Consider the following 14,620-nt stretch of genomic DNA (forward strand, 5'->3'; position numbering starts at 1 on the left):
ATTGTTGTCTCCACAGTGTGCAGGTTTGTTTTTCTTGGATGCATCAGGTCCGGGAGTGGCCGGGCCGCGCTGTTACGCCGCGGACAGTGGGTCGAGCGCGCGGACGTGCTCGACTTCCCAGCCCAGCGGAACCACGTCGCCGACACTGAGCGCGGGATCGAGCTCGGCGATCGGCTGTTTGACGAAGAAATCGGTACGGCCGCAGACCTCCAGGCGAATGCGTACGTGGTCGCCCAGGTAGATGAACTCGGCGACGCGACCGGAGAAGCGGTTCACGCAGTTTTCGCTGTGGCCGTTCAGGCGCACGCGCTCGGGACGGATTGACAGGCTGACGGTGTCACCGACGCTGCCGACGTTGACCGCCAGCGCCTCGACCTTCTCGCCACGGGCCAGGCCCACGGTGCAGCGGTCGCCATCGCGGGCCTGGAGCTGGCCGGCGATACGGTTGTTCTCGCCGATGAAGTTGGCGACGAAGGAATTGCGCGGGTGCTCGTAGAGCTCGGCCGGCGGGGCGATCTGCTGGATCTCGCCCTGGTGGAACACGGCCACGCGGTCGGACATGGTCAGCGCTTCGCCCTGGTCGTGGGTCACGTAGACCACGGTCACGCCCAGGCGCTGGTGGATGTGCTTGATCTCCATCTGCATGTGCTCGCGCAACTGCTTGTCGAGCGCACCCAGGGGTTCGTCCATCAGCACCAGTTGCGGCTCGAAGACCAGCGCGCGGGCCAGGGCCACGCGCTGCTGCTGGCCACCGGAGAGCTGGGCGGGATAGCGACCGGCGAAGGTATCGAGCTGGACCATCGACAGGGCGCGCTTCACTCGCTCGCTGACGTCGGTCTTGCTCATGCCGCGCACGGACAACGGGAAGGCCAGGTTCTCGGCCACCGTCATGTGCGGGAACAGGGCATAGTTCTGGAACACCATGCCGATGTCGCGCTTGTGCGGGGGAACGTTGTTGATGGCGCGGCCGGCGAGCTGGATTTCACCGGCGGTGGGGGTTTCGAAACCGGCCAGCATCATCAGGCTGGTGGTCTTGCCGGAACCGGACGGTCCCAGCAGTGTCAGGAATTCGCCTTTGCGAATGTCCAGATTGAGGTCCTTCACGATGAGGGATTCGCCGTCGTAGCTCTTCTGTACGCCACGGAAGCTGACCAGTACATCGCTTGCCTGATTCTCGGCCATAACCGCACCTTTTGTTTTTTTGTAAATGCCGTTGATCTCAAGCCTAGAGAAGCAGAACCGGCGCGCAAATCGGGCGGTATGAGAGATTGCTATAAGGCTTAGAGAGGATGCTTTGTAGGGATCGCCCTACAGGCATGGCAAGTTGACATGCAGGACCCGCCGCTGGCGCGGCGGGTCGCGACGCATCGCCCTCAGCGCTTGGCCCAGGCCTGGAAGCGTTTCTCCAGGGCATCGCCGTGCGCGGCCCAGAACGCCACGTTCATGCCCACGGCATTGGCGATGTTCTGCGGAGCGGTGGGCAGGTTGGCGGCGACGTCCGGCGCCAGCAGCTCCACCGCCTTGCGGTTGGTCGGACCGTAGGCGATGTGCTCGGCGAAGGCCTTCTGTTGCGCCGGCTGGCTGGCGAAGTTGACGAACTGCTCGGCCAGTTCCTTCTTGAACACGCCCGAGGGCAGCGCCCAGAAATCGAAGTCGTAGATGCCGCCGGCCCAGACCATGCGAAAGCCCTTCTGCTCGGCCTGCGCGGCGGCGATCCGGCCGTTGTAGGCGGAGCTCATCACCACGCTGCCGTCGGCGAGATCGCGCACCGGGTCCTGGCCGGACTTCCACCACTTGATGTTCGGCTTGAGCTCGTCGAGCTTGCGGAAGGCACGGTCGACACCCTCATCGGTGGACAGCACCTCGTAGACGTCCTTGGGCGCGACGCCGTCGGCCATCAGGGCGAATTCCAGGCTGTACTTGGCGCCCCAGCGCAGGCCGCGCTTGCCGGGGAATTTCCTGGTGTCCCAGAAATCCGCCCAGTTGCTGGGCGTGCCCTGCAACTTGCTCTGGTTGTAGGCCAGCAGGGTGGTCCAGACGAAGATGCCGACGCCGCACGGCTGCACCGCGCCGGGAACGAAGTCGGCGATGTTGCCCAGGGTCTTGGGATCGAGCTTCATGAACAGCCCTTCCTCGCAACCGCGCGCGAGCTCGGGGGCCTCGACTTCCACCACGTCCCAGGACACGTGGCTGATCTCCACCATGCGCTTGAGCTTGGCCAGGTCGCCGTTGTACGAACCGTGGACGACAGCGTTGCCGCTCACGTCCTTGAACGGTTTGTAGAAGGCCGCCTCCTGGGCCTCCTTGTTGGCGCCACCGAAGGAAATCACCGTGACATAGTCCGCCAGCGCCGGCATCGCGACGCTCCCCAGCAGGCCGAACAGCAGCCCTCCCCTTACCGCTCGCAACATCTTCTTCTCCTTGTTATCACGATGCACCGCATGAAACGGGTAATGATTCCCTGCCTCACGCCCGCTAGATAGACGGTTTGTTACAGAAACAGGACGCATCGCACAGAGCAAAGGGAAAAATCTGCAAACGAAATGGCGCAGGTCAACTCAGATGAGCTTGTGCTCCATCGCATAGCGCACCAGGTCGGCCACCGAATTGGCATTGAGCTTCTGCATCAGCCGCGCCTTGTGGGTGCTGATGGTCTTGCTGCTGACTGCCAGTTGCTGGGCGATCTCATTAACGCCGTCGCCCTGCACCAGGCGCTCGAATACCGAGAACTCGCGTTCGGAAAGCAGCGCGTGGGGCGGTCGCGAGTCGGTCAGGCCGACCTCGAAGACCATGCGGTCGGCCAGTTCCGGGTCGATGTAGCGTCCACCGCTGGCGATCTTGCGGATCGCGGTGAGCAGCAGGGCCGGGTCGCTGTCCTTGGTGGCGTAGCCAGCGGCGCCGGCCTTCAGGGCACGGGCGACCATCTGTACCTCATCGTGCATCGACAGCATCAGGATCGCCGGCGGATTGCTCAGCGCGCGGATCCGCGGGATGGCCTCCAGACCGTTGACGCCGGGCATGGAGATGTCCAGCAGGACCACTTCACAGGGCGTCTGGCGCAGGGTTTCGAGCAGCTGTTCGCCGTTGGTGGCCTCGCCCACCACCTGCAGGTCCTTGGCCATGCCGATCAGTTGCTTGATGCCCTCGCGCACGATCGTATGGTCTTCCGCCACCAGCACTCGAATCACCGCCATCACTCCTGCTCGTTGTCGTTATCGTTGTCGAGGGGCACCCGGATCCACAGCGTGGTGCCCTCCCCGGGCTGGCTGTCGATCTGCAGCGTGCCGCCGAACATCAGCACCCGCTCGCGCATGCCGACCAGGCCGAAGGACGCGCCCTGGCGCGTGGCACCCGGCTCGAAGCCCACGCCATCGTCCGCGATGCGCAGGCACAACGCCTGATCCTCGACGCTCAGTTGCAGCTCCACAGTATGCGCCTGGGCATGGCGCATGACATTGGTCAGCGCCTCCTGGAGGATACGGAACAGGCCGATGGCCTTGGCGTCCGACAGCTCCGGCGGGTTCTCCGGCACCTGCACCAGGCAGGGAATCTGCGTACGCGATTCGAAACGGCGCGCCTGCCATTCGACCGCCGAACCGATGCCGGCATCGAGGATCGGCGGACGCAGCGCAGTGGCCACGTCGCGCACCAGTTGGAACAGCTGGGCGATCAGGCGCTTCATGTTGTCCAGGCGCTCGCGCAGCCCGCTGTCCAGCTCGCCGTAGGCCAGCTCGCACATCGAGGTTTCCAGCTTCAGCACGGTGAGCACCTGGCCCAGTTCATCGTGCACTTCCCGGGCAATCCGCGCTTTCTCCTCCTCCCGCACACTTTCCAGGTGGGCGGAGAGCTCGCGCAGTTGCGCGCGGGACTCACCCAGTTCCAGCTCGATCTGCTTGTTCTCGGTGATGTCCCAGACCACGCCATCCCAGGCCAGGCGGCCATCGTCGAGGGTCCGCACCGTGGCCTTGATATCCGCCCAGCGCGGCTCATGGCTGCGGGTGAGAATGCGTCCCTGCCAGCGCCAGTTGCTGCCGCTCTCCACCGCCTGCAACTGGCTGGCGAGATAGCCTGCGCGCTCGGACGGAACCACCAGCCCCATGATCCCCAGGCCACTTTCGCGCAGGTAGCCGGGGGCGTATCCGAGCGAGGCCTCACTGCCGCCGGTGATGAAGCTGATGTAGGCGAAGTCGGAGTTATCGTCCGGCGCATTGGGCTCCAGGCGGAACACCAGCCCCGGCACGTTGGCGGCGATGCCCTGCAGACGCGCCTCGCTCTCTTCCAGCGCGGCGCGGGCACGGCGGCGCTCGGTGACGTCGGTGAGGAACACCAGCAGGTATTCGGAATCGCCAAAGCGCAGGAAGCTCAACGAAACGTCCGCCGGCAACCACTGGCCATCGGCGCGCAGGCACTGGGTCTCGAAGCTCAGCGGCGCCTCGTCGGCATTGCGCGCGCGGCGCCAGAGACTGAGCCAGCGGTCCATGTTCAGCGTCGGTTCAAGGGCCGTCAACGGCCGATCCACCACCGCACCGGGCGCGTAGCCGAGCATTTCCTCGGCGGCGCGGTTGGCATAGCGAATATGGCTGTCCCAGTTGACCCAGAGAATCCCCACCGTGCTGCTGTCGATGGCGAACTGGGTCAGGCGCAAGGCCTCCTCGGCGGCCTGGCGCAGCTCGATGTCGCGCCGCGCCGCGAGCAAGCGCGACTCCAGCGCTCGCTGCTGGCGGCGCTGCCACCACAACGCGGCGATGGCAAAGACCAGCAGCAGGCCGAGCAGGATGCAGAGGTTCTGCCAGAAGCCGGGCGAGGAACCCAGGCGCGGGTAGGTCGGCTGCAGCCAGCGTTCGTGGAGCTGGTCGAGGTCCTTGGCCGGCACCGCGCGCAGGGCGACGTCGATGATCCCGGCCAGTTCCGGCAGACCGCGCCGGGTCGCCACGCGCAGCAATTGCGGATAGCCGATATCGGCCACCACCGACAGGCCGGCGAACTCGGTTTCGCGGGTCAGGCGCGCGAGCTGCGCTTCATCGATGACCGCGTAGCTGGCTTCGCGGCCGAGCACCTTGCGCAGTACCTCGCGGTCGCTGTCGACCACCTGCAGCCTCAGGCTCAAATAGGTGCCGCGCAGGTAGTCAACCACCGGGCCCGGTCCGCGCACCGCGACGGACTCGCCCTCGCCGAGGGTGTCCAGCTCCACCGAGGTCCCGCTGCGCCGATCGCCCACCACCAGGCGCGGCACGCGCAGGTAGGGGTCGGAGAACAGCCAATCGCGCAGCGTCGCCGGGGTCTGGCTGATGCCGGGCGCCAGGTCGATCTCCCCGGCGCGTACCGCGCGCTCCAGCGCCGCCGGGTCCGGGTAGGTGCGCCACTGCAGGCTCACGTTCATGGCCTTGGCCAGCCACTCCAGCAACTCCACATTGGCTCCGGACAGCTGCTGCAGGCGCCGGTCCTGCTGCACATAGGGCGCCTCCAGCAGCGCGCCGACGCGCAACTGCGGGTGCTCGGCAAGCCAGGCGCGCTGCGCCGCATCCAGCGCCAGGGGCGGAACCGCGGTTTCCGCCGCGACCAGCAGCGGCAGGCAGCACAGCCAGAGCAGACAGGCTTTCCAGAACAGACGACTCATGCCGACAACACCCCAGGATTCGATCGTGCCACTCGATAGCCGGCATACCTTACAGCAACCCCGGTGGAACCCGGCATGCCCTGCGCCTGACAAACCCAATAACAGCCGTTAGGCTGGCCGCACTCGCACCCGCCCATAGACATGGATATCGCCGATGCCGCACCTGCCCCGCCCCACCCTGCTCGCCCTCTGCCTGCCGCTCGCGCTGTCGACGGCCTGGGGCGCGGTGGCTACGCCTGCCGCCGAGGAGAAAGCGGCCGCCACGCCGCTGGTGCGGCCGCTGCTCAGCGAGCGCAGCCAGGATGACGCCAGCGGCCTGGAGCGGCAGTTGCCGGAACATGAGCGGCAGTTGCTGCAGGCCGGCGAGGAAAGTTTCCTCGCCCTCTGGCTGCCGGCCAACACCGCCGAGGCGGAAGGCGTGGTCATCCTGATCCCCGGCGACGGCGAAAGCGCCGACTGGCCCGTGGCGATCGGCCCGCTGCGGCGCAAGCTGCCCGACGCCGGCTGGCAGAGTCTCAGCGTGACGTTGCCCGATCCGCAGAGCACCGCGCCGGTGCCGCGTCCGGTCGATTCGCCCGACAAGGCCCGCGCGGACACCGATGCCACCGCCGCCGACAGCGCCAACAAACCGGAAGTGACGGGCAGCGCCGGCAATGCCACGCCGACGCCGGAAAGCACCGGCGAGGCCGGCAGCGCCGAACCGGCCCAGGCCAGCCCGGAAGAAACCGCGCCGACGCCGACCGCCCCGGTCGCGCTGCGCAAGCTCCACGCCGAACGTGTGCTGGCACGCATCCAGGCGGCGGTCGAACTGGCCGAGCAGCACAAACCCAGGACCATCGTCCTGCTGGGGCATGGCACTGGCGCCTACTGGGCAACCCGCTACCTCGGCGAGCGCACGCCGGCCGACATCAGGAACCTGCTGCTGGTGGCGCCCGAGATGCCCCGCGACTTCCAGCCCCCGCTGGAGGACACGGTACCGCTGCTCAACCTGGCCACCGGCGACTTCTACTACAAGGACAAGGTCGCCGACCGAGAATCGGCGCAACGGCGCCTGCAGGCCAGCAAACGACAGAAGTCGCCGAACTACCTGCAGATCGGCATGTACGCCCTGCCCGCCGACCTCTCCACCGAACAGGAACAGTTGTACCGGCGCATCCGTGGCTGGCTGTCGATGCACCTGGAGCCGATCGAACACCCCTGAACGGGACTCCGGGGCCGATCAGCGAAAGCCGCGTCGCTGCCGGATCAGCAGGTAGGCGGCCTGGATCTCGCGGGTTTTCGCCGTCGCGGCGGCGATGCGTTCGGGGCTGGCGCCCAGACCTTCGAGTTTGTCCGGGTGGTTCTGGCTGATCAGCTTGCGGTAGGCGCGCTTGATCTCCTCCGGCTCGCTGTCCACCGCCACACCCAACAGGCGCAAGGCCTGGGTATAGGACTCACGCGGCGTCACCGGTGGCTTCGCTGGTTCCGCGCCTCCGGCCAGGGCCTGTATGCGGGCGCGTGAAACGCCGAGCCAGTCCCCCCATTGCAGGATCAGCTGCTTTTCCGCCGCTCCCGGCGCGCCGACCGCCCAGGCCATGCGCCAGCACGCCTGCAGCAGCCCCTCCGCGGTCGCCTCGCGGCCGCGACGCTGGCGCAGGCCGATCTCCAGCAATTCGCCACCGCTCTTGCCCCGCCCAAAGGCCTCGATGGCCTGCCGGCGGGCGCTGTCGTCCAATTGCAGACGCAGCATTTCCGCCCGCGCCTGCTGGATGTGCGCGTCATGCACGCGCCCGCGGCTCTTGGCCAGACGGCCGAGCAACCGGAACAGCAACTCGCGGTCATCGACCTGCGGGCCGCCGCGCAACTGCGCCAGCAAGCCGCGCCAGGAGCGCTCCTTCAAGCGGCGGTCGAGCACCTGGCCGAGCAACGCCCCGAGCAGGGCTCCGGGAATGCTCGCCAGCGCCCAACCGGCAACGAGGCCCAGCACGGTGCCCGGCCAGAACACCTCAGCCCTCCGCCAACTGGCGTTCGACGTCGGCCAGGCGCTCGTGGGTGCCGACATCGACCCACCGGCCACGATGCTGCACGCCGCTCACGCGACCGGCTTCCATCGCCTGGCGCAGCAGCGGCGCCAGCTTGAAGGCGCCGGGCTCGCAGCCGTGGAACAGTGCCGGGCGCAGGACGGCGATGCCGCTGTAGGTCAGACTCGACTCGCCTTCGCGGGAGTCGCTCACGCGGCCGTCCCGCAGGCAGAAGTCACCACGGGTGTGGTGACCGGGATTGTCCACCAGCACCAGATGCGCCAGATCGCCCTCGGCCAGCGCGCCGTGCAGGCCCGCGTAATCGAAGTCGGTCCAGATGTCGCCATTGGCGATGACGAAGGCTCCCTCCCCCAGCAGTGGCAGCGCCTTGAAGATGCCGCCACCGGTTTCCAGCGGCTCGCCTTCGGGCGAATAACGGATGCGCACGTCGAACCGCGCGCCATCGCCCAGGTAATCCTCGATCTGCTGACCAAGCCAGGCGTGGTTGATCACCAATTGATCGAAACCTGCGCGACGAAGCGCCAGCAGTTGGTACTCGATCAGCGGCACGCCACCGGCGCGCACCAGCGGCTTGGGTGTGTGCAGGGTCAGCGGGCGCAGGCGTTCGCCCTTGCCCGCCGCAAGAATCATGGCCTTCATGCGGGATGCGCCTCGTCGTTGGGCAGGCTGGCCAGCAGCGCGGCGAGGTCGGCCAGCTCGGGCCGGCGCGCAATGACGTTCTCCAGGTAACGGAAGAAGCGCGGCACGTCGCCCAGGTAGCGCGGCTTGCCGTCACGGTGGCAGATGCGGGCGAAGATGCCGATCACCTTGAGGTGGCGCTGCACGCCCATCAGGTCGCTGGCGCGCAGGAAGTCCTCGAAGCGCTCCGGCAGCGCAATGCCGGCGGCCTGCGCCTTGCGCCAGTAGCGCGACAGGCCGTCGTGCACGCGCGGTTCCGGCCAACTGAGGAAGGCGTCCTTATATAGGCAGGTCACGTCGTAGGTCACCGGGCCGTAGACCGCGTCCTGGAAATCCAGGATGCCGGGGTTCGGCTCGCTGAGCATCAGGTTGCGCGGCATGTAGTCACGGTGCACGAACACGCGCGGTTGCTCCAGCGCGCTTTGCACCAGCAGGTCGCAGGTGCGTTCCCAACGGGCAAGTTGCTCGCCCTCCAGGGTCACGCCCAGGTGACTCTGCAGGTACCAGTCGGGGAACAGCTGCAGCTCGCGGCGCAGCAAGGCCTCGTCATAGGCCGGCAGGCGTGCGGCGACGTCCACCTGCTGGAAGGCCACCAGCGCGTCGAGCGCCGGCTCGAACAGTTCCTCGGCGTTCTGCGGGTTGAGCACGTCGAGGTAGGTCTGACGGCCGAGATCGCTGAGCAGCAGGAAACCCTGCTCGACATCCTCGGCGAGAATCTGCGGTACGTGCACGCCGGCCTCGGCCAGCAAACCGGCGACCTTGACGAAGGGACGGCAATCTTCCTGGGGCGGAGGCGCATCCATCACGATCAGGCTGCGGCCATCGCCCTGCCAGCGGAAATACCGACGGAAACTGGCATCGCTGCTGGCCGGCGTCAGGCTCGCTTCGGGCACCGGGCCCCAACCTTCGGCATTGAACACAGCGGGCAAACTCAAGTCCAACCAGCCGATCATCTGCTGGTAACGGGCATCCTGTGACATCTTTATGGGTTCTCCACGGCCCTAGCCGTTGCGCGGGTCATGCTTTATTATCCAGCATCTTTTTGAGCCCATCGAGAGGCTCGCGGTCCTCACTGGGCCGATGGCTTGCAGGAAGCCCGGATTAACAAGATGGCAGTGAATTTCCCCGTGTTCCGTAGAAAATTCCCCTTACTGGTGACCGGTGGCCTGCTGGCTATCCAGCCGCTCGCCTCTGTGACCGCGGCACCCGGTCAGCAGTTCGCCTGCCAACCCTCCGCCTCCGGTGCCTGGAACTGTGCACCGCAGGAGAGCGCCACCAGCATTCCGCGCCCGCAGCACAGTGCCACTGCCGTGAGCTCTGGCGCCGGCGCCACGGCCGCCAGCGGCGATGCCTCCGGCGGCGCTGCCAGCGCCGCTGAAGAGCCCAAGCAACTGGTCACCGAGTCCGGCGGCCGCGGCCTCAAGTCGCGCAGCAACGATTACAGCCACCTCGACTGGGTTCCGCGCGAGAAGCTGACCGCCGCCCAGTTGGCGGAGATGGGGCCGTACTGCAGCGGCGAATACATCGAGCCGGTGCGTCCGGGCATGAACGACAAGACGCCGAACGACGAGGCCCCGACCTACGTTTCGGCCAAGGTGTCGCGCTACGAGCAGGAAAAACAGGTCGCGACCCTCGCGGGTAATGTGGTCCTGCGCCAAGGCAGCATGCAGGTCGAGGCGGACGAAGCCAACCTGCACCAGGCCGAGAACCGCGGCGAGCTGGCCGGCAACGTCAAGCTGCGCGACAACGGCGCGCTGATCGTCGGCGACCACGCCGAGCTGCAACTGGACAACGGCGCGGCGAAGATCGACAACGCCGAGTACGTCATGCACCAGGCCCAGGTACGCGGCAGCGCGCTGTACGCCAAGCGCCAGGAAGACGCGATCATCCAGCTCAAGGACGGTACCTACACCCGCTGCGAACCCAGCAGCAACGCCTGGGTCCTCAAGGGCAACAACATCAAGCTGAACCCGGCCACCGGCTTCGGCACCGCGACCAACGCGACCCTGCGGGTGAAGGACATTCCGGTGTTCTACACCCCGTACATCTATTTCCCGATCGACAACCGTCGTCAGTCCGGCTTCCTGCCGCCGTCGTTCGCCAGCTCCACCGATACCGGCTTCACCCTGACCACGCCGTACTACTTCAACCTGGCGCCGAACTACGACGCCACCTTGTACCCGCGCTACATGGTCAAGCGCGGCCTGCTGATGGAAGGCGAGTTCCGCTACCTGACCCACACCAGCGAAGGCCAGTTCAACGCGGCCTACCTGAACGACAAGAACGACGACCGCGAGGACTTCCCGCAGTACACCGACACCCGTTGGCTGTACGGCTGGAAAAACGTCAGCGGCCTGGATTCGCGCCTGATGGCGCAGGTGGACTACACCCGCATCAGCGACCCGTACTACTTCCAGGACCTGGACACATCGCTGGGCATCGGCACGCCGACGTTTGTAAACCAGCAGGGCTCGCTGACCTACCGCGGTGACAATTACACCGCGCGCCTGAACGCCCAGGCCTACCAGTTGGCGACCGTAACCGACGTGACGCCATACGACCGCCTGCCGCAGCTCACCCTGAATGGCCAACTACCGTTCAATCCGGGCGGGCTGAACTTCACCTATGGCACCGAACTGGTTCGCTTCGACCGCGACCTGGATGAAGGCTACTACCGCATTGACGTCGACAACCCGACGCTGTACCCACGCCCGGACACCAATATCCGCGGTCTGGCACGAGCGACCGGCGACCGCTTCCATGCCGAACCCGGCATCAGCCTGCCGATGAACCGCAGCTGGGGCTTCATGACCCCGACCGTCAAGGGTCTCTATACCAAATACGACCTGGACCTGGACGGCAAGGGTCAGCAATACATCACGCAGAACCAGCCTTGGCTCAACTACGACAGCAGCCCGGATCGCTCGCTGACCCTGGCCAAGCTGGACTCCGGCCTGTACTTCGACCGCGACACCACCTTCGGCGGCACCAAGTTCCGCCAGACGCTGGAACCGCGCGCGATGTACCTGTACGTGCCGTACAAGAACCAGGACAACCTGCCGACCTTCGACACCGGCGAGTTCACCTTCAGCTACGACTCGCTGTGGCGTGAGAACCGCTTCACCGGCAAGGACCGCATCGGCGACGCCAACCAGTTGTCCCTGGGCCTGGGCTCGCGCTTCATCGAGGACGACGGCTTCGAGCGTGCCTATATCGCCGCCGGCCAGATCTACTACTTCAGCGACCGCCGCGTGCAACTGCCGGGCCTGACCGAGGACGACCTGGCGGTCAGTGGCGCGAGCAACCCGGACGCCGACACCTGGCGCTCGCCGTACGCCCTGACCGGCCGGTACCGCTTCAACCACGACTGGTATGCGAGCTCGGACTTCAACTGGAATGCGGACAGGCACCACACCGACAACGGCAACCTGATGTTCCACTACCAGCCCGAAGACGATCCGCGCAAAGTGCTGAACGTCGGCTACCGCTACCGCGCGGACAGCAAGCGCTTCAATCCATCACGCGGCACCTTCGAGTACGGCAGCGACGAGTACAAGATCGACCAGCATGACTTCTCGTTCATCTGGCCTGTCGTGCCCCAGTGGGCCGCCATCGGCCGCTGGCAGTTCGACTACAACCAGAGCCGTACGCTGGAAGCCTTTGGTGGCTTCGAGTACGACAGCTGCTGCTGGAAACTGCGCCTGATCAATCGCTACTGGGTCGACTACGACGACGAGGACTATGTGACCTCGACGTCCAAGGCCGACCGCGGTGTATTCCTGCAAATCATCTTGAAAGGCCTTGGCGGCGTGGTTGGCAACCAGGTGGAAGGCTTCCTCGACCAAGGTATCCAGGGTTATCGTCAACGTGAAGACAATGCTATGTAAGGCCCTGCGCCCGCTGATGCTGGGCGCACTGTTGGTAAGCTCCATCGCTCACGCCGAAGTCGTTCCGCTGGACCGTGTGGTCGCCATCGTCGACAGCGACGTGGTGATGCAGAGCCAGCTCGACCAGCGCCTGCGCGAAGTTCGTGCAACCATCCAGAAGCGCGGTGCGCCGCTGCCGCCGGAACATGTTCTCACCCAGCAGGTGCTCGAGCGCCTGATCATCGAGAACATCCAGTTGCAGATCGGCGACCGCTCCGGCATCCGCATCACCGATGAAGAACTGAACCAGGCTATGGGCACCATCGCCCAGCGCAACAACATGAGCCTGGATCAGTTCCGCGCCGCGCTTTCCCGCGACGGCCTGTCCTATGACGACGCCCGCGAGCAGGTGCGTCGCGAGATGGTCATCAGCCGCGTGCGCCAGCGCCGCGTCGCCGAGCGCATTCAGGTCAGCGAGCAGGAAGTGCAGAACTTCCTCGCCTCCGACATGGGCAAGATCCAGCTCTCCGAAGAGTACCGCCTGGCCAACATCCTGATCCCGGTCCCCGATGGCGCCTCGCCGGAAACCGTGCAGGCCGCCGGACGCCAGGCCACCGAGCTGTACCAGCAGCTCAAGCAGGGCGCGGACTTCGGTCAGTTGGCGGTGTCCCGCTCGGCGGGCGACAACGCCCTGGAAGGCGGCGAGATCGGCTGGCGCAAGGCCGCCCAGTTGCCCTCCCCGTTCGACAGCATGATCGGCAGCCTGGCCGTGGGCGACGTGACCGAGCCGGTCCGCACCCCGGGCGGCTACATCATCCTCAAGCTGGAAGAGAAGCGCGGCGGCAGCAAGATGCTGCGTGACGAAGTCCACGTCCGCCACATCCTGCTCAAGCCCAGCGAGATCCGCAGCGAAGAAGACACCCAGCGCCTGGCCGAGAAGCTCTACGAACGCATCCAGGCCGGCGAAAGCTTCGCCGATCTGGCGAAGAAGTACTCCGAAGACCCGGGCTCCAAGCTCAACGGCGGCGACCTCAACTGGGTCGACCCGGAATCGCTGGTGCCGGAATTCCGCGAGGTGATGAACAACGCGCCGCAAGGCCAGGTCACCAAGCCGTTCCGTTCGCCGTTCGGCTGGCACGTGCTGGAAGTCCTCGGCCGTCGCGCCACCGACAGCAGCGACAAGTTCCGCGAACAACAGGCAGCCCAGACCCTTCGCGCACGCAAGTACGACGAAGAGCTGCAGGCCTGGCTACGGCAGATCCGCGACGAAGCCTACGTCGAGATCAAGCAGTAAGCGGCGCGAGTCGCTCAAAAGAAACCCGGCCTCGGCCGGGTTTCTTTTTGCCCGCCGAAAGCTTCGATCAGGAAGGGCTTCGTCGTAGAGTAGGCCCATCCGCCGCAAATCCTGATTCGAGAGTCCCTGATGAGCACCTCCCACCTTTTCGCCCTCACCCCCGGCGAGCCCGCCGGCATCGGCCCCGACCTCTGCCTGCTGCTGGCCCGCGAAGCGCAACCGCACCCGCTGGTCGCCGTCGCCAGCCGTGAACTGCTGGCCCAGCGCGCCGCCCTGCTGGGGCTGAACATCGACCTGCAGGACGTCGGTCCGGGCCAGTGGCCCAGCGCCGCTGCCCCGGCCGGCACCCTGTATGTCTGGGATACACCGCTGGCCGCGCCGGTCGAGCCGGGCAAGCTGAACCAGGCCAACGCCGCCTACGTACTGGAGACCCTGACCCGCGCCGGCCAGGGCTGCCTGGACGGCCATTTCGCGGGAATGATCACCGCGCCGGTGCACAAGGGTGTGATCAACGAAGCCGGAATCGCCTTCTCCGGCCACACCGAATTCCTCGCCGACCTCACCCGCACCGCCCAAGTGGTGATGATGCTCGCCACCCGCGGCCTGCGCGTCGCGCTGGTAACCACCCACCTGCCGCTGCGGCAGATCGCCGATGCCATCACCCCGGAGCGCCTGGAGCGCGTCACCCGTATCCTGCATGCCGACCTGCGCGACAAGTTCGGCCTGGCCAACCCGCGCATCCTGGTCTGCGGCCTGAATCCCCACGCGGGCGAAGGCGGCCACCTCGGCCACGAAGAAATCGACGTGATCGAGCCGACCCTGGAGCGCCTGCGCACCGAGGGCATACAGCTGATCGGCCCACTGCCGGCCGATACCCTGTTCACCCCCAAGCACCTGGAACACTGCGACGCCGTACTGGCCATGTACCACGACCAGGGCCTGCCGGTGCTCAAGTACAAGGGCTTCGGCGCGGCGGTGAACGTGACGCTGGGCCTGCCGATCATCCGCACCTCGGTGGACCACGGAACCGCGCTGGATCTGGCCGGCACCGGCCGGATCGACAGCGGCAGCCTGCAGGTCGCCCTGGAAACCGCCTACCAGATGGCCGAAGTCGGCGCCGGCGCGCGCTGATCCCAGGCATCCC

General features: G+C 66.4%; 11 protein-coding genes. 4 read left to right on the plus strand and 7 right to left on the minus strand.

Annotated elements, in window-relative coordinates; translation table 11 throughout:
* Positions 1–72: 72 nt before the first annotated feature.
* The 4 genes from ACYCAX_RS01970 to ACYCAX_RS01985 form a co-directional block, all read right to left on the minus strand.
* On the minus strand, positions 73–1,182 hold the full coding sequence (locus tag ACYCAX_RS01970; RefSeq protein ID WP_015475278.1) for an ABC transporter ATP-binding protein: 1,110 nt from the start codon (positions 1,180–1,182) through the stop codon (positions 73–75).
* Between the two features lie 191 nt (positions 1,183–1,373).
* Positions 1,374–2,411: an ABC transporter substrate-binding protein gene (locus ACYCAX_RS01975; protein ID WP_294975664.1), complete on the minus strand. Its 1,038-nt coding sequence runs from the start codon at positions 2,409–2,411 to the stop codon at positions 1,374–1,376.
* A gap of 147 nt (positions 2,412–2,558) precedes the next feature.
* A complete protein-coding gene (locus tag ACYCAX_RS01980) occupies positions 2,559–3,194 on the minus strand; it encodes a response regulator (RefSeq protein WP_086009539.1) in 636 nt (211 codons plus the stop codon).
* On the minus strand, positions 3,194–5,617 hold the full coding sequence (locus ACYCAX_RS01985) for a PAS domain-containing sensor histidine kinase (protein WP_015475275.1): 2,424 nt from the start codon (positions 5,615–5,617) through the stop codon (positions 3,194–3,196). The genes ACYCAX_RS01980 and ACYCAX_RS01985 overlap by 1 nt, the downstream gene beginning before the upstream one ends.
* Before the next feature lie 154 nt (positions 5,618–5,771).
* Between ACYCAX_RS01985 and ACYCAX_RS01990 the strand changes: the two genes are divergently transcribed.
* Entirely contained in the window at positions 5,772–6,818 is a 1,047-nt protein-coding gene (locus ACYCAX_RS01990; RefSeq protein ID WP_294975670.1) for an alpha/beta hydrolase family protein, read from the plus strand.
* A gap of 18 nt (positions 6,819–6,836) precedes the next feature.
* On the opposite strand, the gene ACYCAX_RS01995 is transcribed toward ACYCAX_RS01990, so the two are convergent.
* The 3 genes from ACYCAX_RS01995 to ACYCAX_RS02005 are packed head-to-tail and all read right to left on the minus strand — an operon-like array spanning position 6,837 to position 9,296.
* On the minus strand, positions 6,837–7,601 hold the full coding sequence (locus tag ACYCAX_RS01995) for a DnaJ domain-containing protein (RefSeq protein ID WP_015475273.1): 765 nt from the start codon (positions 7,599–7,601) through the stop codon (positions 6,837–6,839).
* A gap of 1 nt (position 7,602) precedes the next feature.
* A complete protein-coding gene (murU, locus tag ACYCAX_RS02000) occupies positions 7,603–8,277 on the minus strand; it encodes an N-acetylmuramate alpha-1-phosphate uridylyltransferase MurU (protein WP_460247326.1) in 675 nt (224 codons plus the stop codon).
* Positions 8,274–9,296: an aminoglycoside phosphotransferase family protein gene (locus ACYCAX_RS02005; protein ID WP_460247327.1), complete on the minus strand. Its 1,023-nt coding sequence runs from the start codon at positions 9,294–9,296 to the stop codon at positions 8,274–8,276. Before ACYCAX_RS02005 ends, murU begins: the two co-directional genes overlap by 4 nt.
* A gap of 129 nt (positions 9,297–9,425) precedes the next feature.
* On the opposite strand from ACYCAX_RS02005, the gene ACYCAX_RS02010 reads away from it, so the two are divergent.
* The 3 genes from ACYCAX_RS02010 to pdxA all read left to right on the plus strand — a co-directional run bounded on the left by ACYCAX_RS02010 (position 9,426) and on the right by pdxA (position 14,607).
* Positions 9,426–12,203 carry an LPS-assembly protein LptD gene (locus tag ACYCAX_RS02010; protein WP_015475268.1) on the plus strand — a complete coding sequence of 926 codons (2,778 nt, stop codon included), beginning with the start codon at positions 9,426–9,428 and terminating at the stop codon, positions 12,201–12,203.
* On the plus strand, positions 12,184–13,476 hold the full coding sequence (locus tag ACYCAX_RS02015) for a peptidylprolyl isomerase (RefSeq protein ID WP_086009538.1): 1,293 nt from the start codon (positions 12,184–12,186) through the stop codon (positions 13,474–13,476). The genes ACYCAX_RS02010 and ACYCAX_RS02015 overlap by 20 nt, the downstream gene beginning before the upstream one ends.
* A gap of 129 nt (positions 13,477–13,605) precedes the next feature.
* Positions 13,606–14,607, plus strand: a complete 1,002-nt coding sequence (gene pdxA, locus ACYCAX_RS02020) for a 4-hydroxythreonine-4-phosphate dehydrogenase PdxA (RefSeq protein WP_294975683.1) — start codon at positions 13,606–13,608, stop codon at positions 14,605–14,607.
* Positions 14,608–14,620: the final 13 nt, after the last annotated feature.

Source organism: Pseudomonas sp. MT3, from assembly GCF_054720805.1.